Origin of the sequence: Brumimicrobium sp., from assembly GCA_023957385.1 — a bacterium.
Lineage (GTDB): Bacteria > Bacteroidota > Bacteroidia > Flavobacteriales_D > Crocinitomicaceae > Brumimicrobium.
Window position 1 is genome coordinate 1576324 of record JAMLGZ010000001.1, and the last position, 22450, is coordinate 1598773.

Annotated in this window: 19 protein-coding genes and 1 pseudogene; 16 read left to right on the top strand and 4 right to left on the bottom strand. The window is 33.8% G+C overall.

All coding sequences use genetic code 11. The annotated features are described in order from the left end of the window. Positions 1-43 precede the first annotated feature (43 nt). The 5 genes from M9897_06920 (at position 44) to M9897_06940 (ending at position 6678) form a co-directional block, all read left to right on the top strand. Positions 44-2242 (top strand): S9 family peptidase, encoded by a 2199-nt coding sequence (locus M9897_06920; protein ID MCO5268608.1) that lies wholly within the window; start codon positions 44-46, stop codon positions 2240-2242. 178 nt (positions 2243-2420) lie between these two features. Then, a complete protein-coding gene (locus M9897_06925; protein MCO5268609.1) occupies positions 2421-3659 on the top strand; it encodes an IS4 family transposase in 1239 nt (412 codons plus the stop codon). A 206-nt stretch (positions 3660-3865) separates the two neighbouring features. Then, positions 3866-5152: a citrate synthase gene (locus M9897_06930; GenBank protein MCO5268610.1), complete on the top strand. Its 1287-nt coding sequence runs from the start codon at positions 3866-3868 to the stop codon at positions 5150-5152. Between the two features lie 65 nt (positions 5153-5217). Further along, positions 5218-6069 carry an MBL fold metallo-hydrolase gene (locus tag M9897_06935; GenBank protein ID MCO5268611.1) on the top strand — a complete coding sequence of 284 codons (852 nt, stop codon included), beginning with the start codon at positions 5218-5220 and terminating at the stop codon, positions 6067-6069. A 423-nt stretch (positions 6070-6492) separates the two neighbouring features. Continuing rightward, entirely contained in the window at positions 6493-6678 is a 186-nt protein-coding gene (locus M9897_06940; protein ID MCO5268612.1) for a hypothetical protein, read from the top strand. Positions 6679-6801: 123 nt separating this feature from the next. Here the strand turns inward: M9897_06940 and M9897_06945 are convergent, their stop codons facing one another. Then, the gene (locus tag M9897_06945; GenBank protein MCO5268613.1) at positions 6802-7755 is read right to left on the bottom strand and encodes an acetyl-CoA carboxylase carboxyltransferase subunit alpha; all 954 of its coding nucleotides are present in this window, start codon (positions 7753-7755) and stop codon (positions 6802-6804) included. 254 nt (positions 7756-8009) lie between these two features. After that, positions 8010-10262 carry a T9SS type A sorting domain-containing protein gene (locus M9897_06950; GenBank protein ID MCO5268614.1) on the bottom strand — a complete coding sequence of 751 codons (2253 nt, stop codon included), beginning with the start codon at positions 10260-10262 and terminating at the stop codon, positions 8010-8012. Between the two features lie 406 nt (positions 10263-10668). Between M9897_06950 and M9897_06955 the strand changes: the two genes are divergently transcribed. From M9897_06955 to M9897_06980, 6 genes and pseudogenes are all read left to right on the top strand, one after another. After that, a complete protein-coding gene (locus tag M9897_06955; GenBank protein ID MCO5268615.1) occupies positions 10669-10905 on the top strand; it encodes a hypothetical protein in 237 nt (78 codons plus the stop codon). Between the two features lie 35 nt (positions 10906-10940). After that, positions 10941-11279 carry a hypothetical protein gene (locus M9897_06960; GenBank protein ID MCO5268616.1) on the top strand — a complete coding sequence of 113 codons (339 nt, stop codon included), beginning with the start codon at positions 10941-10943 and terminating at the stop codon, positions 11277-11279. A gap of 17 nt (positions 11280-11296) precedes the next feature. Beyond that, positions 11297-11635 (top strand): hypothetical protein, encoded by a 339-nt coding sequence (locus M9897_06965; GenBank protein ID MCO5268617.1) that lies wholly within the window; start codon positions 11297-11299, stop codon positions 11633-11635. Between the two features lie 106 nt (positions 11636-11741). Beyond that, complete coding sequence (locus M9897_06970) at positions 11742-12368, top strand: Bro-N domain-containing protein (GenBank protein ID MCO5268618.1); 627 nt, start codon at positions 11742-11744, stop codon at positions 12366-12368. Further along, positions 12353-13174 (top strand): hypothetical protein, encoded by an 822-nt coding sequence (locus M9897_06975; protein ID MCO5268619.1) that lies wholly within the window; start codon positions 12353-12355, stop codon positions 13172-13174. The genes M9897_06970 and M9897_06975 overlap by 16 nt, the downstream gene beginning before the upstream one ends. Positions 13175-13331: 157 nt before the next feature. After that, positions 13332-13589, top strand: a pseudogene (locus tag M9897_06980) (IS1 family transposase). Positions 13590-13692: 103 nt separating this feature from the next. Here M9897_06980 and M9897_06985 read toward each other — a convergent pair. Further along, on the bottom strand, positions 13693-15321 hold the full coding sequence (locus M9897_06985; protein MCO5268620.1) for an amidohydrolase: 1629 nt from the start codon (positions 15319-15321) through the stop codon (positions 13693-13695). 152 nt (positions 15322-15473) lie between these two features. On the opposite strand from M9897_06985, the gene M9897_06990 reads away from it, so the two are divergent. Beyond that, entirely contained in the window at positions 15474-16460 is a 987-nt protein-coding gene (locus tag M9897_06990; protein MCO5268621.1) for a glycosyltransferase family 9 protein, read from the top strand. Positions 16461-16631: 171 nt separating this feature from the next. Here M9897_06990 and M9897_06995 read toward each other — a convergent pair whose 3' ends face one another. Further along, positions 16632-17681 (bottom strand): DUF4421 domain-containing protein, encoded by a 1050-nt coding sequence (locus M9897_06995; GenBank protein MCO5268622.1) that lies wholly within the window; start codon positions 17679-17681, stop codon positions 16632-16634. Positions 17682-17774: 93 nt separating this feature from the next. Here M9897_06995 and M9897_07000 point away from each other — a divergent pair, with 93 nt between their 5' ends. The 4 genes from M9897_07000 to pdxH all read left to right on the top strand — a co-directional run bounded on the left by M9897_07000 (position 17775) and on the right by pdxH (position 22441). Beyond that, positions 17775-18545, top strand: coding sequence for a class I SAM-dependent methyltransferase (locus tag M9897_07000; GenBank protein MCO5268623.1), 771 nt, complete (start codon positions 17775-17777; stop codon positions 18543-18545). Positions 18546-18707: 162 nt separating this feature from the next. Next, the gene (lon, locus tag M9897_07005) at positions 18708-21167 is read left to right on the top strand and encodes an endopeptidase La (GenBank protein ID MCO5268624.1); all 2460 of its coding nucleotides are present in this window, start codon (positions 18708-18710) and stop codon (positions 21165-21167) included. Between the two features lie 96 nt (positions 21168-21263). Next, on the top strand, positions 21264-21779 hold the full coding sequence (locus M9897_07010; GenBank protein MCO5268625.1) for a DUF4494 domain-containing protein: 516 nt from the start codon (positions 21264-21266) through the stop codon (positions 21777-21779). A 2-nt stretch (positions 21780-21781) separates the two neighbouring features. Then, positions 21782-22441: a pyridoxamine 5'-phosphate oxidase gene (pdxH, locus tag M9897_07015; GenBank protein MCO5268626.1), complete on the top strand. Its 660-nt coding sequence runs from the start codon at positions 21782-21784 to the stop codon at positions 22439-22441. Positions 22442-22450: the final 9 nt, after the last annotated feature.

Consider the following 22450-nt stretch of genomic DNA (forward strand, 5'->3'; position numbering starts at 1 on the left):
TTACTTTTTCTAGTATATTCGCAGTGTTAGAAAATTGAAAAGTATGAAAAAAATTATAGTATCTCTTGGATTTGTGCTAATTGTATTAGGAAATTTATTTTCTCAGAATGCCGCAAAGATTTCTTCACTAACTGTTGAAAAAATTTGGCGTGAATACCAATTTTTCGCTGATGGTGTGGATGGATTCAAGTCAATGAAAGACGGAGAGTCTTTTACACGCATTGTGAATGATAAGGAAAAACAGTTTATTGTACGTTATTCATTTAAAGATGTGGATAAGAAAGGTGATACAATAATTCGGGTGAATGACTTGAAATATAAAGGAATACAGTTGAGACTTGACGATTATGAATGGAATGAAGATGAAACTAAGTTGTTGTTGACTGTTGAGCAAACCAAACGCTACAGAAGAAGTTTTTATGCTGTTTATTTTTTATATGACCTAAAGACTAAACAGTTATCTATGTTGGATGAAGAGCGATTTCCACAAACTCTAGCTTCTTATTCTCCAAATGGTGAAAAGGTGGCATATATCTATAAGAATAATCTATATGTAAAAGATATTAAGAATAACAAGATAAGCCAAATTACTACAGATGGAGAAGAGAATAAAGTAATTAATGGAACAACCGATTGGGTGTATGAAGAAGAATTTGCTTATACAAAAGCCTATGAATGGTCGCCAAATAGTGAATATATCTCTTTTCTCCGCTTTGATGAAGGTAGCGTACATGAGTTTACTATGACCTATTATTGGGATACAGAATTATATCCGCAACCCTATACTTTCAAATACCCGAAAGCTGGAGAAGATAATTCCAAAGTTACGCTGCATGTATCCAATATTAACACCTTAAAAACAACACAAATCCAAGTGGGAGAGTACGAATATATACCACGAATTAAATTTTCTACGAAAGAAAACAAATTCATGGCCTTGACTTTAAATCGCCATCAGAATCATATACAATATTTCTGGATAGATGTTTTAAAAGAAGGAATGCCAACACAAATGGTTTATGAAGAAAGAGACGATGCTTATCTAGAAATCGATGATAATTTATTTTTCTTAAAAGATGGAAAGCATTTTATTCGTACGAGTGAAAAGGATGGATTTAATCATATATATTTAATAGGAATAGATGGAAGCAGTGTTCAGATAACCAAAGGAAATTGGGATGTAATTGCTTTTGAGGGAATTAATGAAGATAAAGGATTGGTTTATTATACTTCAGCTGAAGAAGGAGCGCCATACAGTGCTGTTTATTCAATTGATTTAAAAGGAAAAAATAAAAAGAAAGTGTCTGCATGCAAAGGAAGTAACCACGCAACTTTTTCCAATGGAATGAAATACTTTATCAATAGCTGGTCAACTATAAATACACCTCCGATTTATTCACTTTATAAGGCAGATGGTACATTAATTAAAGAGCTAGAAAATAATAAAGAATTAGCAAGCAGAATAGAGGAATATGGCTTTCAACCAAAGAAATTTATTCAAATTCAAGGGAAAGACCAGTTGTTAAATGCATGGATTCTATATCCAAAGGATTTTGATAGTACTAAAAAATACCCTGTTTACTTTAATATATATGGAGGTCCTGGCAGCAATACCGTGGAGGATGCTTATGATGGAGGGAATGGTGCATTTCATCAGTTACTAGCACAGAAAGGATATATTGTTATGAGCGTAGATCCAAGAGGAACCTTGTATAGAGGTGCTAAATTCAAAAAATCTACCTATTTACAGTTAGGGAAATTGGAAACAGAAGATTTTGTTGCGGTGGCGCAAAATGTTGGAAAATGGAATTTCGTGGATAAGGATAGAATCGGTATTATGGGTTGGAGTTATGGAGGGTATATGACTTCGCTTGCTATGACAAAAGGAGCGCCATATTTTAAGATGGGAATCGCCGTGGCACCTGTAACTAATTGGAGGTATTATGATAATATATATACAGAGCGGTTTATGCGTACTCCACAAGAAAATCCTGATGGATATGATGATAATTCTCCTATAAATTATACCGATTTGTTAGAGGGAGATTATTTATTAATTCACGGTTCAGGAGATGATAACGTTCATGTTCAAAATTCTATGGAAATGATTAATTCTCTTGTCAAAGCAAATAAACAGTTTGATATGTTTATCTATCCAAACAAAAATCATGGAATTTATGGAGGTAATACGCGCAATCATTTATATAATATGATGCTAGCATTTATTTTGAATCATTTGTAGTGATTATCAGTGTTGTAAGTGTGTTTGTGAGTTCTAAAATTAAAAGATAGTGAACTATTCAAGATAATGTTTGTTTTATTTTCATAACTATCCGAAACTTTTTCAGAAAATCATATTAAAAATTAAAAAACCGAAACAGTCTTCTTAAATTTGAAAATCACGACAAAATTCAAATGAAATGGGACTGTTTCGTAGGAACAAAAATAACAATAAGCCTGTAATTCGTCAAATTATTGACTTAATTCCTCAACATTTATTAGCAAGAGTTATTCAACAGCATAATTCTGACAAGGGATGCCATAAATACAAGACTTATGACCAACTTGTTGCAAATTTGTTCGGACAGCTGTCTCGATGTAGTACTTTAGAGGATATTTCTGTTGGTATTGGTGTGTCGAAAACCTTTATTCGGGACTTAGACTTAAAACAAAGTCCTGCAAAATCAACGATGAGTGATGGGAATAAAAAACGTAGCCACAAAGTCTTTGAGAGTCTGTATATGAGTTTGTTAAGCTACTACGGTAATTTATTGAAAAGACATACTCATCGAAAAGTAGTAGAAGAAGTTAAAAATCAAACTATTCTTCTTCGTGATAGCAGTACAGTTAGCGTGTGTCTAGGGCTTTTTGATTGGGCAAAGTTTCGGACAGCAAAAGGAGGAATTAAAATCCATACGCAATGGGATGAGGCGATGATGATGCCTAACCTTGTGAATATCACTAATGCATCTATTCATGACAGAAAAGGATTTGAAGAAATTGTTTTCCCAAAGGATACGATTATTGTTGAAGATAAAGGATATTGGGATTTTAACATCATTAAAGCTAGGGTGTTGTCCCAAAATGTTTTTGTTACAAGAATAAAAGAAAACACTGTTTATGAAGTAGCTGAAGAATTAGATCTTCCAGAAAATGAGGATCAACATATTTTAATAGACGAGATTATTTATTTGACAGGACAAAAAGCAAAAGAAGTTGGGATAAATCAAATGAAATTCAGAAAGGTTGTAGCCTACCATGAAGAGAAAAATACAACGATAGAAATTATAACTAATAATCTTTCTTGGAAAGCTTCAACAATTGCAGAACTATACAGAAGGCGTTGGGATATAGAAACTTTCTTCAAGCTTTTAAAACAAAATCTCAATGTCAAAACTTTTATAGGAACTTCTGAAAATGCAGTAAAATCACAAATATTTATTGCATTAATTACCTATTTACTACTTGAACTTTTACGAAGAGTTGGGGTGTCAGGGAAAACGGCTTTTTCAAACTTTGTAGAAAAAATAAGAATTTGTCTGCCATTCTATCTTTCCTTAGATTATGTTATAAATACTATCCGACCGATTGTCCAAAAAGCAGAGAAACCTCCTCCAGAAGATGATTTGTGGACAACGGTACAACTCCAAATGTTTTAACTGTTTGACTTTTTTTCTCACATTATGATTATTGACTATTACAAATAGGACGATACAGGATGTTTTGTATCAAATTTTAAAAAACTTTCGGATGAATGTGTTTTATTTTTTAAAAAGAACTGCTTAAAGTGATACAATATCTAAAGTTTTGTTTAAATTAGGCAGCCGAAAATAAGGTAACAAAAAAAAATTAAATTGTAGATAAAATGAGCGAAACTGCAAAAATTGAATTTGGAGGTAAAACTGTAGAACTTCCAGTGATAACCGGAACAGAAAATGAAAAGGCTATCGAAATTAAAGATTTAAGAAGTCAAACTGGATTAGTAACCATGGATCCGGGATATAAGAATACGGGTAGTACCATTAGTGGAATTACTTATTTAGATGGAGAAAATGGGATTCTTCATTACAGAGGATATCCAATCGAACAATTAGCGGAAAAAGCTTCTTTCATTGAAGTTACCTATTTATTAATTTATGGAGAACTTCCGACTAAGACACAATTAGAAGCATTTAAGAAAAGTATTACGCTGCATACGCTTGTTCATGAAGATATGAAGCAGTTTTTTGAAGCATATCCTTCTAAAGCTCACCCAATGGGTGTATTAGCTTCTATGGTAATGAGTTTATCTACTTTCTATCCAGAATCTCAAACTCCAAATAGACCTGAAGAAGAAGTGAATTTAACAATTCATAGACTATTGGCTAAGTTACCTACATTGGCGGCGATGTCATACAAAAATGCGATGAGACATCCGTTCATTTATCCACAAAATTCATTGAATTATGTAGAGAACTTCTTACACATGATGTTTGCTATGCCAACTGAAGACTATGTTATTAATAAGACAGTAGTTAGTGCGTTGAATAAACTATTAATTCTTCACGCAGACCATGAACAAAACTGTTCAACATCTACTGTTAGAATGGTAGGTTCTGCTCATACTAATTTATATGCTTCTGTGGCTGCAGGAATTTCTGCATTATGGGGTCCACTGCATGGTGGAGCTAACCAAGCTGTAATTGAAATGTTAAACAATATTCAGAAAGATGGAGGAGATGTAGAGAAGTGGATGAATAAAGCTAAAGATAAAGATGATCCATTCCGTTTGATGGGATTTGGACACCGTGTATATAAGAACTTTGACCCTCGTGCTAAAATTATTAAGAAAGCAGCTGACGAAGTATTACAACAATTAGGGGTAAATGACCCAGCTCTTGAATTAGCTAAGAAGATGGAGAAAATCGCATTGGAAGATCCATATTTCGTAGAAAGAAAATTATATCCGAATGTTGACTTCTACTCAGGAATTATCTATAAAGCCTTAAACATACCAACAGAGATGTTTACTGTTATGTTTGCCATAGGTAGATTGCCGGGATGGATTGCTCAATGGAAAGAAATGATTGAGAATAAAGAACCAATCGGTCGTCCTCGTCAAATCTATATCGGAAAAACAAAAAGAGATTACGTTCCTCTAGAGAATAGATAGTCTAAACAAAACATTAAAAGGTTGTCTAAGGGCAACCTTTTTTAATAATCATTAAGAAGCAAAAAATGAAAATTTATCCATTAAATACTGGTAATTTTAAATTAGATGGAGGCGCTATGTTTGGGGTGGTTCCCAAATCAATTTGGTCTAAAACAAATGTGCCAGATGAAAATAATATGTGTAGTTGGGCAATGCGAGCCATGCTGATTGAAGATGGAAATAGATTGATGATAATTGATACTGGGATAGGAGATAAACAAAGTGAAAAATTCTTCTCTTTCTACTATTTGTTTGGGAATGATTCTCTTATTGGCAATCTTAAAAAATATGGATTTTCTCCAGATGATGTGACGGATGTGTTTTTAACTCATTTGCATTTTGACCATTGTGGTGGTGCAATCCAGAGAATAGGAGAGGATAGGTTTGAACCTGTTTTTAAAAATGCTACTTATTGGAGTAATTCAAACCATTGGAAATGGGCTACACAACCTAATGCGCGAGAAAAGGCTTCTTTTTTGGCTGAAAATATTCTTCCCATCCAAGAATCTGGACAATTACGTTTTATACCTAGAAATGGAGATTTTATGGAAAATGCCATGCCTAATATAGATGTACTTTTTGTAGATGGACATACGGAAAGTCAAATGCTCCCACATATACATTATAAGGATAAAACGATAGTGTTTATGGCAGATTTATTGCCTTCTATTGGACATATCCCTTTGCCTTATGTAATGGGATATGATACTAGACCTTTATTAACGTTAGGAGAAAAAGAAAAATTCTTACGCAAGGCTGTAGATGAGAATTATATCTTGTTTTTGGAGCATGATGCAGAGAATGAATGTTGCGTGTTGAAAGAAACCGAAAAAGGCATACGTTTAGATTACACTGCTAAATTAGATGAATTGATTTAATTCCCTACGGGTATTTACCAAACGATATTTATCGAACAAACACCCATTTATATCTCACGTCACGTTGGATTGAAGGTTTTATTTGATTGTATTTCGGCTGGTTAGTGAGATTCGTTTTGGTATGATTGTATCGGAAGTAACGTCTATAGTTATCGATTGGGAAATGTTGGGTTTCACACTCCCCCTCTGGAGGGGGCTGGAGGGAGGACTACGCTACTCAAACAAATGACGACTTTCCTATTCAATCAAGGAGAAGAATCCTAAAATATCCTACCTCTAATATTTTATTTATCCTTTTTTATAAAATAAATCAATTGACAATCAGTTAGTTATAAAATATTTTATTTTTTTTATTAAAAAAGTATGGAATTTTTATGCTATCATTCCCTATATATATAGAACAAATAACTAAAACTAAAAAACATGAAAAATTCAATTAAAGCAATCACCCTATTAGTCGGCCTTGGAATAATATTAGTAAGCTGTAATAAAAGAGCAACTTGCGATGCATACGGATACATGGAATACAATCAAGAAAAGCAATTGATTCAACAACAAGAATCTCTCGATATAATCTCTACAGAAATCATTGAAAACGAAATGATGTAGAAAGAGTTGGTGGTTAGAGGGCATGCTAACCTTCATAACATAGGTTTTACCTAAACAAACAACAACAGAAAACCTCGCTGAGTAACGAGGTTTTCTTTTTTATAGTGTCATTTTGAGTGTGATTTATTTATAAACACCCATTCCAATAAATTTCTCCATACGTTTTTCAGCCCTATCAGTAGGATTCAATTTTTCGAGTGCTGTAATATGTTTTTTGATTTCTTTTTTAACAATGGAAAACATTTCTTCATGGTTTCTGTGAGCACCATTTACAGGTTCTTTAATAATTCCATCTATTAATTTTAAATCTTTCATGTCTTTAGATGTCAGATTTAAAGCTTCGGCAGCTCTTTCTTTATAATCCCAAGATCTCCATAAGATAGAAGAGCATGATTCAGGGGAAATTACCGAATACCATGTGTTCTCTAGCATTAATACTTTATCGCCTACTCCGATTCCTAATGCTCCACCTGAAGCTCCTTCACCAATAATGATACAGATAATAGGAACTTTAATGTTCATCATTTCATAAATGTTTCGAGCAATTGCTTCACCTTGTCCTCTTTCTTCTGCTTCAAGACCAGGGAAAGCTCCCGGAGTGTCAATAAAAGTAACAATAGGCTTATTGAATTTTTCGGCTAATTTCATTAATCGAAGTGCTTTTCTATATCCTTCAGGGTTTGGCATACCAAAGTTTCGATATTGGCGCATTTTGGTATTCATTCCTTTTTGTTGCCCGATAAACATAACTGTTTTTCCATCAATTGAACCAAAACCTCCCACCATTGCCTTATCATCAGCAATATTTCTATCTCCATGATACTCTTGAAAGTCTCCTTTTGTAATAGCATCAATATATGCCAAACTATAAGGTCTGTCTGGATGTCTAGATAATTGTACGCGCTGCCAATCAGTTAAATTAGAAAAAATATCCTCCGTTTTCTCAATCAATTTTTTCTCTAATGTTTTGATTTTATCAGTCATGTCCAATTCAGCATCTTGGCCGATTTCTTTTGCCTTGGTGATTTGTTCTTCCAAAGCTCTTAATGGTTCTTCAAAATCTAAATATGTAGCCATTCTTTTCAGTTTTTTGAGTGTGCAAAGTTATAAAAATAATCTAAAAGATTCATTCAAATTAGATGTCTTTCATTATGTTTTTATCCCGTTGTTCATTTACAAAAATAAGTAAAATCAATAATTCCTACTGTTTATAGATTGTATTTAATTCATAAAGATGTAAGAAATAGGAATTATTAAAAAAAAAATGGACCCCGAGCAACCAAGGCTCTCGGGGTCTATTTTTTTCTAAATGCACAACAGGTTTATATTTCCTATCTGCTTATTAATTTACGTGTTGCTATAACGGTATTATTTTGTTTAAATAAAATATAATAAAGCCCCTTTTCTTCATTCTCAATATTCAATGTGATTGTTCCATAGCATTGAGTGAGTTGCTTGACTTCTTTACCTATTGTATTGTAAACTACTATATCTAAAGGATAGTCCATATTTTCCATGTCAATAATAAATTGACCGTTGGAACTAGGGTTAGGATATATTAAGAGATTATTATCAATTGTTTGTTGAGAGGGTATCTGTGCTGTAGAAGTATTAAGGTTATCTGCAGTATAACACCATAATCCTCCTAAATCAGTTCCAACCATGAGCGTTAATTTGTCGGAATTATTCAATTTTCCAATAAATGGAGCAGAAAATGAGCCTACATTGATATCAGCATAATGATTGGTAACAATAGAAAAAGGATTGCCATTTTCTAAATTTCCATCAATGTCTTTATATAAATAAATTGATCCAACACGATTTCCAGCAAGTAAGAAAGTAGTGTCGTTTTGTCTATAAAAATGAGGAATAGCATAATGATGAGGTAAAAAAGCAGTTCCCATATCAACATTACCTAAATTAGGGGTAACTAATTGAAACGAGTATGCGCTGCTAGTTCCTATATTTTTGTAATATACGAGTCCGGGTGTTCTTTTTCCAATTACTAAATCCAGTAGTCCGTCTTTATCCATATCAAATAGTTGTGGAGCAGCGGAAGCATCAACCACAATATCGTTGCCTAGATTGTCTTTTAGAAGAGTAGAGAAGGCATATCCATTCGGGTCAAAATTGGAACGTGTAAGTAAGCGTAGTTTGCCATCTTCACCGCCTAATATCATTTCGTTGTTGCCATCACCATTTAAATCCCCAAATGTAGGAATGAGTCTTAATCCATAGCCACTTGTAGAAAAATCAAGCCAATCTTCATTTAGTAATGTATATTCTGGTGTAGTGCTTGTTCCTGTGTTTTTGTAATACTGTATTTTGGTAGTTCTATCTCCCAGATCAATATATTCATAATTATTAGAAACCAATAAATCTAATAAACCATCATTATCTAAGTCAACTAAAATGGGAATGGAGCCTTTTCCGTTTTCAATCATCTCATCTTGTAAAAAATCAATTTGTTGAAAAGAAAAGTCAGGCACTTGGTTGCTTCCTATATTTTTATAAAACCAAACACTCTTCTTATTTTCTGAATTTCCATTTTGATTTGTGCTGACTAATAAATCTTTTTTCCCATCAAAATCTACATCCACATAGAAAAGAGAGGGGAAGGTAGAAATATTTACCGGAGTGTCATAATTTGGATAATTAGCATCCTTACTAGTCATTTTGGTAAATACATGAGTGGGGTCCGTATTTCCATTAAATAGAGCAGTTACATTATAGCTCTCTACGTTTCCTATAATTAAATCTGTTGCATTGTCATTATTTAAGTTTAAAGCTAAAATTGAAACTCCCGAATGTCTAGTAGGAGCATTTATCTCTGGTGCATTAAAGTCACCGCAAGGACCTTGATTTGAATTTAATTCAATAGCGTTGTCACTATCACTTTCATAGAATTTTCCCCAACAAGCATTTACCATTTCAAATTCCAATGAATCAGGAATTCCATATTTTTCAACGGAAACATTCTTGTGGTACTCTAGATGTTGTCCGCCAATATGATACGTAAGCACATCCATATCGCCATCTCCATCTACATCATAATAGGCGGGAATGTCCACAATACTCACATACAAATTGGTGATATTCCCATTATCGTATTTAGATTGAACTATGTTTTTGACTAACTCCCATTGAAGACCGTCCACACTATTCCCGATATTTTTATACACTTTAATTCCACCTGTTCCATAAGTGAATAAATCGTTTTTTCCATCGTTGTCATAATCGTAAAAAGCAGCTCTATATTTGACATCATTGGGGAAGAGGGAAGCAGCATTGTGAAGATATTTATAGGATTTAACTCCATTATTATCTTCTGTTAAAAATACGAGAATTTGATTTGTGCTTCGGTCAAAAATGAATAAGTCCTGTAATCCATCAAAATTCACATCTAAAGTTGAAAATTGTGGGTGATTTAATCCACCAGCCCATGGGTGTTTTAATGTATTGCCATTCACTTTTACGTTAATATCCTTATTATATTCAAAACTATTTTGCGAGAAGCTAAAAAAACTAAACCCCAAAGCCATCACGGAGAGGCAGAAATATCGTAAATTAAACATGACCTTCATAAGTAAAATTGTGAATAAACTAAGATAGTAAGATTAAAACACCTGTAGTGCATATACAAAAATAAATAAAATCAATAACATCTGCTGTCTATGGATTGAATTTAATTTGTAAAGATCTTATGAAGTAGGAATTATTAAAAAATAGACCCCGAATGTATAGGTTTTTTTAGGCATTAAGACCTCTAAAGTATTAAAGAAAGAGCTGAAAATCTAGTCCCTTAACAAAGTTTAATGCTCCGTTGGTCATCGATTTATCCCTAATAAGTTACTCCTCAGCAGAGCTTGTTTCCATTTCAATCGATAATGCAAAAATAAATAAATTGTAAATGAGTTTTAGGATTAAAATAAATTGTAAATTTATAACAGGATTAAAGAGAAAAAGTGTAAACTTTTTTTAGGACGAGACATGGTAAATACTGCTGACAATTCTCAGCCGATGAGCGGAACAACGATGAATGGTACATTCAATGCTACCACTTTGACCAATGTGTTGAGTACACAAAGTCCTGCTACACCGTTTGTGAAGCTGCTTCTGGCGTTTGAAAACACATCACTGAACCGTGAATTGTTCAGCAAGGAAAATGTAACGGATATTTTATTATTGGTGAATTGCAGAGCGGATTTGCCAGTTTATCCGTTATAAGATTTAACCGTTGAATAGAAACTAAAATAAGAATTATGAAAAATGTAAAATTGATACTGTTGGCTGTTATAGCTACGCTGTTTTTGGAAGTAGGGAATGCAAGTGCACAAGAGAATCCTTCAAAGACTGTAATTATTCGAGTTACTGAAAGAAGAGTTGGAGGAAATCCTGCAATTGTTACAACAAATCCAGAAGGAAAAACAAATATCATACAATTAGAAAAAGGGTTTGATGAGTCTGGTGCTAATGCTCTTATTATTCAAAAAGAAATTGAAAAATGGAAAAAAGAAGGATATGAAATCGATGGAATATCTAGTTCTGTAATGGGGGATGTAGCTTTGATTACAATTATTATTCTATCCAAAAAAGAATAACCAATCTTAGAAAAGATATGAAAAACGTAAAATTGATACTGTTAGCTGTTATAGCTATGCTGTTTTTAGGAACGGGGAATATGAGTGCACAGGAAAAATCTACAGTAATTATTAGGGTGTATGAAGAATATAAAACAAATTCACATCTGGCTATAATTTCCCCTGATGGCACGTTAAAATCTATTGATTTAAAAAATATGAAACCAGGAAATTTTTATGAAAGTGATAATAACTTAATTGTTATTCAATCCGAAATTGATAATTGGAAAAAACAAGGTTTTAAAGTTGACGGTATCTCTAATACTACAGCTGTGACTGCCTTAATTACAACCATCATTCTTTCTAAAGAAGAATAATGGAAGAAAAATATTTCTTAAACAGCAATAAGCGAGTAAGTTATAGAAATGAAAAGTAAAAAACGTATGTCAAACACCAAAGGAACCTCAGCAGTATAAGTAAAAAATGAAAAAAGAAAACAGTATAAAGTTATTTGAACAAAAGCAAGTCCGTACCCATTGGGACGAGAAAGAAGAAAAATGGTATTTTTCTGTTGTGGACGTGGTTGGGGCTTTAACCGACAGTTCCAACCCGAGAGATTATTGGTTTAAGATGAAAATCCGTGTCAAAACAGAAGATGGACTTGAACTGTCGACAATTTGTCGACAGTTCAAAATGAAAGCTACAGACGGTAAAATGCGGGAAACAGATGTGGCTGACACAGAAGCCTTGTTACGGATTATCCAATCAATACCGTCTCCGAAGGCAGAGCCATTTAAGCAATGGTTAGCAAAAGTGGGCTACGAACGTATGCAGGAAATAGCCGACCCTGAACAAAGTTTGGACAGGGCAAGAGAGAATTGGCAAAAACTTGGTAGAAGTGAAAAGTGGATACAACAGCGAATGTCGGGACAAGAAACCCGAAACAAACTTACTGACTATTGGAAAGAAAGCGGAGTTGAAAAATCGGAGGAATTTGCTTTTCTCACAAATATTATTCATCAAGAGTGGACAGGTTTAACGGTAAAAAAACACAAAGATTTAAAACAAGGAAAGTACGATAAAAACATGACACCATGGGCAAAGCGATAACAATCATTAAAATGGGGCTATGGATAATAATTTTTTCCATGGCCTACGCCGTGACCTACGGCCAAATGACTGATCAGGAATTATTTGAATATACAGTAGATGAACTCAAAAGATTTAAACCTAAATTCGACTCCATTATTTCAAACTATGATGCCCCGGCAACGATGCGTTCGTCGTTGCAAAATACCGATACACTTTACTTTTATGACACGCAGGGTACAATAGATGATTTCATCAAATACAGTGGTGTGACGGATAAAATCATAGTGAAAATTGAAGATTTGGATAAATGGATAGATAGTACGGGCATCAATTTTTTTGGGTATGTTAAGTTTTCCCGCAGAGATAAAGAATTTTCAGGAACAATTGTATATCGAACCAAATGGTATGATGATTACAGCTGGGTGTCTATTGGTGAGTTGGATGGATATTTCTATTATGGCGTGATAAGTATTTTCACAAAACTGAAAAAATACCATTTTCCTAAGCTCTATAGAATCAGGACAGATGAGGAAGTTTATTTTATTACATACCTAAGGGGTAGCTCTTATAGCATTAACTATACAAATTTTTTAACAAATAAAACAGACACTTTTCCAAAATTTGAGAGTTTTAGCGTGGAATTGAAAAAAAGATTTTCCTTAAGAAAGCAACTTAGTTCTTTTGATTTCCATAATATTGATCGTTATACTGTCATAACCCATAGAGGAAAACGGATTTTATATTACCAGGTGGTTCCGTCTGGCAAGAGATTTTTAGGGATAAAAAAAATAAAGCCAGAGAAAGAATATAAATACTTATGGTAATATTGGAATTAGGTAATGTATTCAATTAGTTGGTGTGTTTGTTTGTTTCAGCTTCACAGGTAATGTATTCAATTAGTTGGCGTGTTTATTTTAATCATATAATTATCTGATAATAACGGGCTATGTTTTGGATATTTCTGTTGGAACCTGTTGTAAACGAACACTTCTAAAAGTTACAGAAACATTAATATTGTCAGAAGCGAAAATCATTTATACAGATGGTTTGGACTTGTATAAGCAACTCATCCCTAAAACCATTCATGAAAAACATAAGCGTTGTACGAACCATATCGAACGCCAGAATTTGACATTGAGAACCCATTTAAAACGTCTAAATAGAAGAACCATTTGTTATTCGAAATCTTTGGTTATGCTATTGGCTATGGTCAAGATTTATTTTTGGTATTCAATCTAAAAATGCCTTTTGTCTTTGTATTGTGCCCCCGACGGACGAAGGAGTGTCGGGGTATAAGATTATATCTGTATTTTATTCTAAATGCAAAACGGGTTACAAAATATTAATCTATTTCAAAAATAATTTTTCCATCTACTATAGTTTTCCATGCATAATTTGGCATGAATCGATTGGTGTTTTTGAGTGGATTATCTAAGATAACTAGATTGGCTATTTTACCAGCCTCTAATGTTCCCACTGTATTTTCTTCAAAGCAACCGATAGCTGCCCAAGAAGTCATGGCTTTTAACGCTACGTCAAAGGAAACAGCTTCATTTGGTAGAAAACCATTTAATGGCTCTCCTGATAAATCTTTACGTTGCGTAGCTGCATAAATAGTAGCAAAGGGATCGTAATCTTCGATTGGGAAATCTGTACCAAAAATAACCAATCCAAAAGTTTCTTGTAATGTTTTATATGCGTATGCACCTCCTTCTAAACGTTCCTTGCCAATATGATGTTCAGCCCATCGTTGATCTGAAGTAGCATGTGTTGGTTGTACAGAAGGAATCACGCCAGCAGCAGGAAATAATTGAAAATCATTTGGATGTATCACTTGTGCATGCTCAATGCGCCAGCGATGATCTTTCTGATCGCGCATGAGTGTATCAATCATATTCAATACAATTCTATTGGCAGAATCACCAATACAATGTGTATTAACTTGATATCTTAGTTCTTTTGCCATCTTAAAGATATTTGCTAATTCTGTTGGCGTATTCAGCAGGATGCCATGTTCATAGGGAGCATCAGTATATGGTTGGAGCATACAAGCACCATGCGAACCCAAAGCTCCATCTTCTACAACTTTAAAACTCCGAATGGAAAGATGTTTATTTCTATAAAAGCCTTCTCTTTCTGCAAATGCTATATTATCCTCAGTAGGAAAGAGCATAGCATATATATTGATTTTGAGTTTATTTTCGTTGGCTAATTCTATGAGGATGTCACGCTCTCTCTCTGTTATTCCCGCTTCATGGATGTGGGTAAGTCCAAGTGATAGGAAATCTTCTTGTATTTCTATGATTTTCTCCTTTATGATTTCCTTACTCGGTTCGGGGAGGTTGTTATTTACCAAATACAAAGCATTATCGAGCAAAATACCTGTGAGTCCGGCAGTATCTGCCATAATAACCCCTCCATCAATTGTAGTTTCTTCTGTAATTCCTACTAAATCCATCATTGCTTGATTGATAAGCATAGCATGACCATCCACACGGGTTAGCGCAACCGGGATATCAGGAAATGCTTCATTGAGTAATTTGTTGTTAGGTAACTTAGTTTCTCCCCATAAACTGTGATCCCAACCTCTTCCAATAATAATTTTTTGTTTGAGTTTGGCGTGATGTTTTTCCAAGATAGAAATCATTTGATAGTAGGAAGCTGCTTTTCGTAAATCCGCATTGAGGCGTTGGTTAACTAAGCTGAAAATATGACCGTGTGCGTCGTGAAAACCAGGGTATATGTCTTTCCATTTTGCATCGATTACCTTATCTGCTCTATATTTGTTTAAGATTTGGCGTTCGGGACCAACCTCTATAATCTTTCCATCTTTTATAGCCATTGCTTCCACAACGGTTAACGCATCATTCATAATATGGATTCTGCCTTTGTGGATAATAAGGTCCACCTTTTCTCCTTGAAAACAAGCACTAAATAAGAATAAGACAAGAACAAAATAAAAGTACTTCATATTTATTAGTTTAAAAGGTAAAAGTAATGAATCTTTGGAAGGAAAGGTATGACCTTGTAGCTTTATTCTTCCAAAACACATGAAAATAATTGATTGTCGTATTGTAAATTATTTTATGGTTTCTGTGTTCTCAATTTCACTATCTTTGTTCTATGCAAAAATTCCTTATTATACAAAGCGCTTTTTTGGGAGATGTGATACTTATGACGCCTATTGTTTCAGAGTTACACCGTCTTTATCCAGAAGCTCAAATTGATGTAGTAGTTCGTAAAGGGAATGAATCTTTGTTGCAAAATAACCCCAAAATCCACCGACTGATAGTTTGGAATAAGAAAGAACATAAATATGCTAATTTATGGAAGACACTTCGAGCCATCCGTCAAACGCGTTATGATGAGGTGATTACCTTACAACGTTTTACAAGTGCGGGAGTCTTAACTCTCTTTTCTAAAGCAAAAAGGAGAATAGGGTTTGATAAAAATGCATTTTCGTGGATGTATGGAATAACAAAACCACATTCTTTGTATTCCGGTTTGCATGAAGTGGAACGTAATTTAAGTTTGATTGCTCATCATGGAGCAGCTGCTCTGGTGAGACCCGAATTATTCCCTTCCCAAGAGGATGAAAAGGCGGTAAAATCCTATAAAGAAATAAACCCTGTGTATTATTGCTTAGCTCCAGCTTCAGTGTGGGAAACAAAGATGCTTCCTGCATATAAGTGGATAGAAATAATTAAATATTTAGTTACGAAGGGGGATGTTTTTTTACTAGGCGCTCCTTCCGATATTGAATTATGTAAGGAAATTCAATCCAATTTTGATGCACAAGTGTATAATTTAGCTGGAAAATTGAGTTTATTGCAAAGTGCAGCTTTGATGAAGGATGCTGCTATGAATTTTGTGAATGATTCAGGCCCTCTACACATTGCTTCTGCTATGAATGCACCTACTAGAGCTTTCTTTTGTTCCACTGTTCCTTCTTTTGGCTTTGGTCCTTTGGCAGATAATTCAAAAGTGATTGAAACGAAGCTGAATTTAGATTGTCGTCCTTGTGGTGAGCATGGGTTTCATGCGTGTCCGTTGGGACATTTTAAATGTGGGCATTCAATTGATGTTTCTCCAGAAAATTTAGATATTTAAATCCGTTGTGCATTTAGAAAAAAATAGACCCCGAGAGCCTTGGTTGCTCGGGGTCTATCTTTTTAAATAATTCTTATTTCTTATATTCTCGCAGATTAAACACAATCCATACATATTGTATAAATTATTGGTTTTATTTATCTTTTGTAAATGCACAACGGGTTATTTAAGTTATTTCTTGCCTTTTTTCTTCTTCTCTTTTTCTTTCACAGTGAAACGATACCCGTAGCGTAAACCAATATTGTAATAGGTCTGATTGTACTTAAAATCATTGAAATCAATATTATTTTGATTAAAATTGGCTGTCAACATTAAAAACCATTTTTCCACATTATATCCTCCTTGAATCATAAGGTCGATACGTGGGGCAAGCCCCATAAATCCACGATTAACATCTTCACCAGTTTCAGGATCTTTGAAAATATAATATTTCCCTTGTATCATTCCACCTAAACCACCGAAAATACTGAATTGCCAACCGTTGATATTGTTGAGGTAAGCATATCCGGGAACAGCTCCAGTTTCTATTACACCAATTGTATGTGCGGTTTGTACAGCAGTAGGCTCCTTGATATAACGATAAGGAACAATACCAGCCATGCTACTAACGGAGTAGAAATTAAGGCATGAGCGTAGATAAAATCCATAAGCCTTACGGGTGTATCTACCTACAACACCGGTAGCGGCTTTTATATTCAACGTTTTATCAAAGAAATAGAAAGCATTAAATCCAACGGATGCAGTAGTTAAACCATCATTCACAAAAACATTTTTCGGAGTTAACGGAATAGAATCTGATATTACTGTTGCATTTCGAATTCCGAATCCTTTGTAATTATGCATATCAATGCGGAAATACCATTTTTTTAATGAGAATTGGAGTCTTGTATCAAAATATTTTGTTTTCCCATAATATGAAGGTTTTTCAAGCGAGGAAGGAAGTTTATAGTTTATATTAAGCGAAAACCATTTATATGCAATACCAACTCCATGAATCAAGTTCATGTTTGGTTGATAGTTTAATTGTTTGAAAGTACCAAATTTATCTTGTAAGTAAAAGGGGGCATTTTTATACGAAATAGCTGTATGTAGAACTAATTTATTTCTGTACAAAACAAAAGGAAGAGTATCAGTAGTATCTTTTTCCTTTCTTTTCTCTTTCTTTTGAGAAAAACCTGTGCCAACAAAAGCAATGATTATAATAAATAGTATATATTTCACAATCCAAATATAACTTAATCAAACAAAATAACAGATATATTGTGTAACTTTACATTTTTATACCGATTTTAGGCAAGATTTTTTAAAAGCACAATGAAAAAACTGTACAAATTTCTACTGAACACCTTACCCAGACCACTTTTAATTAGATTAAGTTATGTATTTAAATTTTTTGCGCCCTACATCTATCAAGGGAATAAAGTGGCATGCCCGGTTTGTGAACATACTTTTCGAAAGTTTTTATCGTATGGGTCGAATGTAGCTCACAGAGAAAATGTGTTATGTCCTTACGACTTAACCTTAGAAAGACATCGTTTGATGTGGTTGTATTTAAATCAAGAAACTGATTTTTTTGAAGCACCAATTGAATTATTACATATTGCTCCGGAACAATGTTTTCATGGACTTTTTAAAAAACAAAAAAATCTAACCTATTTAACAGGTGATATTGAATCTCCCATTGCTGATTTACACTTCGACTTACACAATATTCCATTGGAGGATAATCGTTTTGATGTAATATTCTGTAATCACGTGCTCGAGCATGTGGAGGATGCGAATCAATGTATGCGTGAATTGTATCGTGTTATGAAGCCCGGAGGTTGGGGTATTTTTCAAGTGCCACAAGATTTAACGAGAGATAAGACCTATGAAGATCCAAGCATTACTTCTCCTGAAGAAAGAGAAAAGCATTTTTGGCAGAAAGATCATGTCCGACTTTTTGGATTGGATTATCCTGATTGGTTGCGGAGAGCAGGCTTTGAAGTAGAGGAGTTTGTTACAAGCAAGGAGTTTAGTAAAGAATTGATTGATCGCTATCGTTTGATCGAGAAGGAAATATTATATATTGCCCGAAAGAAATAAATTGCATACAACTCAATAAACAGCCATTTTTTCAGATATCTCATATTGGCATAAGTATTGACAATATGCATGTCGCTTTAATATATGCACTTTTGGAGCTGTTTCAAGAGTCTATATGTAGGTGTGCTGACATAATGACATATAAGAAAGAAGAAAAATAATATGGACGATATTTTTAACAAAAAAAGCATTGGTTTTGGAATTCCAGAAGACGCTGACATTTCAGATGCTGAATTTATTCCATTAATCACAGAAGAGGAAGAAGATAATATGCAAAAGGCAATATTTCCTTCTGATATCCCTATTTTACCATTGCGAAATAATGTATTATTTCCGGGAGTGGTAATCCCTATTACAGTGGGAAGGGATAAATCCATTGATCTCATCAAATTTGCTAATAAAACAGATAAAGTAATAGGTGTAGTTTCTCAAAAGAGTACTGATGTAGAAGATCCTGGAATGGAACATTTGCATAAAATTGGAACTGTAGCAACGATTATACGTTTGTTAAAAATGCCAGATGGAACATCAACCGCTATTATTCAAGGAAAAAGAAGATTTGAGTTAAAAGAAATTACCCAAAATACGCCTTTTTTACGTGGGAGAATAGAGTTGTGTAATGAGCAAATAGTGCCAAAGAGCGATAAGGAATTCACAGCTATGATTCAGTCTATGAAGAAATTATCCATGAAAATCATTCAAGAATCGCCTGAAATTCCTTCGGAAGCTCAATTTGCAATTAAGAATATTGATAGCCCTAGTTTCTTAATCAATTTTATTTCATCTAATATGAATGCCGATGTTTCAACGAAACAACAGCTTTTGGATGAACTAGATTGGAGAAAAAGAGCCATGTTTATTTTACAACATTTGACTGAAGAAGCGCAACAACTAAAAATGCGAAATGAAATTCAGTCACGTGTAAAGGTTGATTTAGATAAGAAGCAAAGAGAATATTTTCTACAACAACAAATCAAAACCATTCAAGAAGAATTAGGAGATGATCCTATTAGTCAGGATATTGAAGGGTTGAGACAACGTGCCCAAAAGATGCTGTGGACAGAGAAAGTAGAAAAAATGTTCTATAAAGAATTGAATCGCTTGGAACGTATGAATCCGCAAGGAGCTGAGTTTACTGTTCAGTTAAATTATTTGGATTTGTTATTAGATTTACCTTGGAGTAAATTCTCTAAGGATAAATTAGATTTAAAGAAAGCAGAAAAAATTCTTAATCAAGATCATTATGGGTTAGAAAAGGTGAAGAAACGTATCCTAGAATATCTAGCCGTCCTAAAACTGAAAAATGATATGAAATCTCCTATTTTATGCTTTTATGGACCTCCTGGAGTAGGTAAAACTTCTCTTGGAAAATCTATTGCAAAAGCATTGGGGAGAGAATATGTACGAATGTCTTTAGGTGGTATTCATGATGAGAGTGAAATCCGTGGACATAGAAAAACTTACATTGGAGCCATGCCGGGGCGTGTTATTCAGAATATTAAAAAAGCAGGAACCTCCAACCCAGTGTTTGTTTTAGATGAGATTGATAAAATTTCACATTCCAATCATGGAGATCCCTCCAGTGCAATGTTAGAGGTATTAGATCCAGAACAAAACAATGAGTTTTACGATAATTATGTAGAAACTGAATATGATTTATCACGTGTAATGTTTATTGCTACAGCCAATGATTTATCAACTATTCAAGGACCTCTACGTGATAGAATGGAATTAATTGAGGTTTCAGGATATACTGTTGAAGAAAAGATTGAAATTGCTAAACGTCATTTAATTCCTAATCAACTAAAAGCACATGGAATTGTAAAATCAGATTTTTCTATTAGTAGTTCCGTGCTTGAAAAACTGATAGAAGAATACACACATGAGTCGGGTGTAAGAGGCTTGGATAAAATGATAGCTAAGTTAGTACGTAATAGAGCGCGTCAGATTGCTATGGAGGAAAAATTTGAAAAAACGATTTCAGCAGATGATTTGAAAATAATTATTGGCCCAGGTCATGCCAAAACTAAGTATGACACGAATGAAACTGCTGGAATTGTAACTGGATTGGCTTGGACAAGTATGGGAGGAGATATTCTTTTTATAGAATCGTCTATTGCACCAGGAAAAGGTAAGTTAACGTTGACTGGGAATCTAGGTGATGTTATGAAAGAATCTGCTACCATTGCTATGCAATTCCTAAAATCTCATGCAGATTGGTTTAATATTAAACAAGATGTATTTACGAATTATGATGTACATATTCATGTTCCAGAAGGAGCGACACCAAAAGATGGTCCTTCTGCAGGAATTACCATGTTGACTTCTTTAGCTTCTTTGTTTACACAGCGTAAAGTAAAAAAATACGTAGCTATGACGGGGGAAATTACACTTCGAGGAGATGTATTACCTGTTGGGGGAATCAAAGAAAAAATTCTGGCTGCTAAACGGGCTTCTATTAAAGAAATCATTTTGTGCGAGAAGAATAGACAAGATATTGAAGAAATTAAAGCAGATTATTTAAAAGGACTAAAATTCCATTATGTGAATACAATGAAAGAAGTGTTGAATATCGCATTGACCAATCAAAAGGTGAAAGATGCTATTTCTTTCCATGAATGAGAATAATAGACTGTGGATAACTATCCATTATTATCTGATGAACTATCCATTAAAAATGGCTATTTTTGTTGTCCAAAATTTTAGAAAATTAAATGTATGAATTGGTTTACAGTTAAAGTAAAATATACGAAACAAACGGAAGACGGAAGATTCCAAAGAGTTACAGAGCCATACTTGATTGATGCAGCATCTTTTACTGATGCAGAAGCACGTATTTACAAAGAAGTAGGAGAATATATCCGAGGAGAATTTTTAATTACAGGCATTTCAAAAACAGAATTTGCTGATATATTCTATTATGAAGATTCTGAAGATTGGTATAAATGTAAAGTAAGTTATGTTTCGTATGATCCGGACAGTGAAAAAGAAAAGAAAATAACCAATAATTTCTTGGTGACTGCCAAAAATGTGAAAGAAGCTTTTGACCGAATTAAAGAAAGTTTAAGTGATATGACTGTTTCTTTTGAAATTCCATCGATTATGTTGACCTCTATCGTTGAAGTTATTCCCTACGATGGTGAATCAGAAACATCTATGGAAAAAGAACAGGTTGTTCATGAGCTCGATACTGAAGCGGCAGTTTCTTTTAAAGATGAATCAGAGGAAGAATAGACATGGAAGAATTTTTAGAGTCTTTACGTAACGATCATTCTGATTTTGACAAGGGTTCGCTAGAGGATCAAGTCAAAAAGGTGAATCCTATTGTTTTATTTAAACGTTGGTTGAATGAGGCAGTAGAAAATAAATGTGAAGAACCTAATGCGATGGCTATTAGTACTGTTGATATGAATGGTATGCCATCTTCTCGATATGTTTATTTAAAAGAAATGGATGACAATGGATTGGTTTTCTATACCAATTATGATAGTCATAAAGGTCATGACTTAACTAAAAACCCACATATTTCTGTACTTTTCTTTTGGAGGGAAATGAGTCGTCAGATTCGTGTGCAAGGAATTGTAGAGAAAGTACCTACTGAATTATCTGATGAATATTTTAATTCACGTCCGAGAGAGAGTCAAATTGGTGCTTGGGCTTCTCAACAAAGTGAGATTATTTTGGATAGAAAGACACTGGAAGATAAAGTAATTCAACTTACAAAAGAATTTGAGGGGAAAGAAGTTCCGCGACCTGAATATTGGGGTGGATATTATATAAAACCAATTTATTTTGAATTCTGGCAGGGTAGAGAAAGTCGTTTACACGATAGAATTTGCTTTGAAAAGAAGCATATAGAAGATATACAATGGAATGTTTACAGAAGAAATCCATAGTTCTTCGAA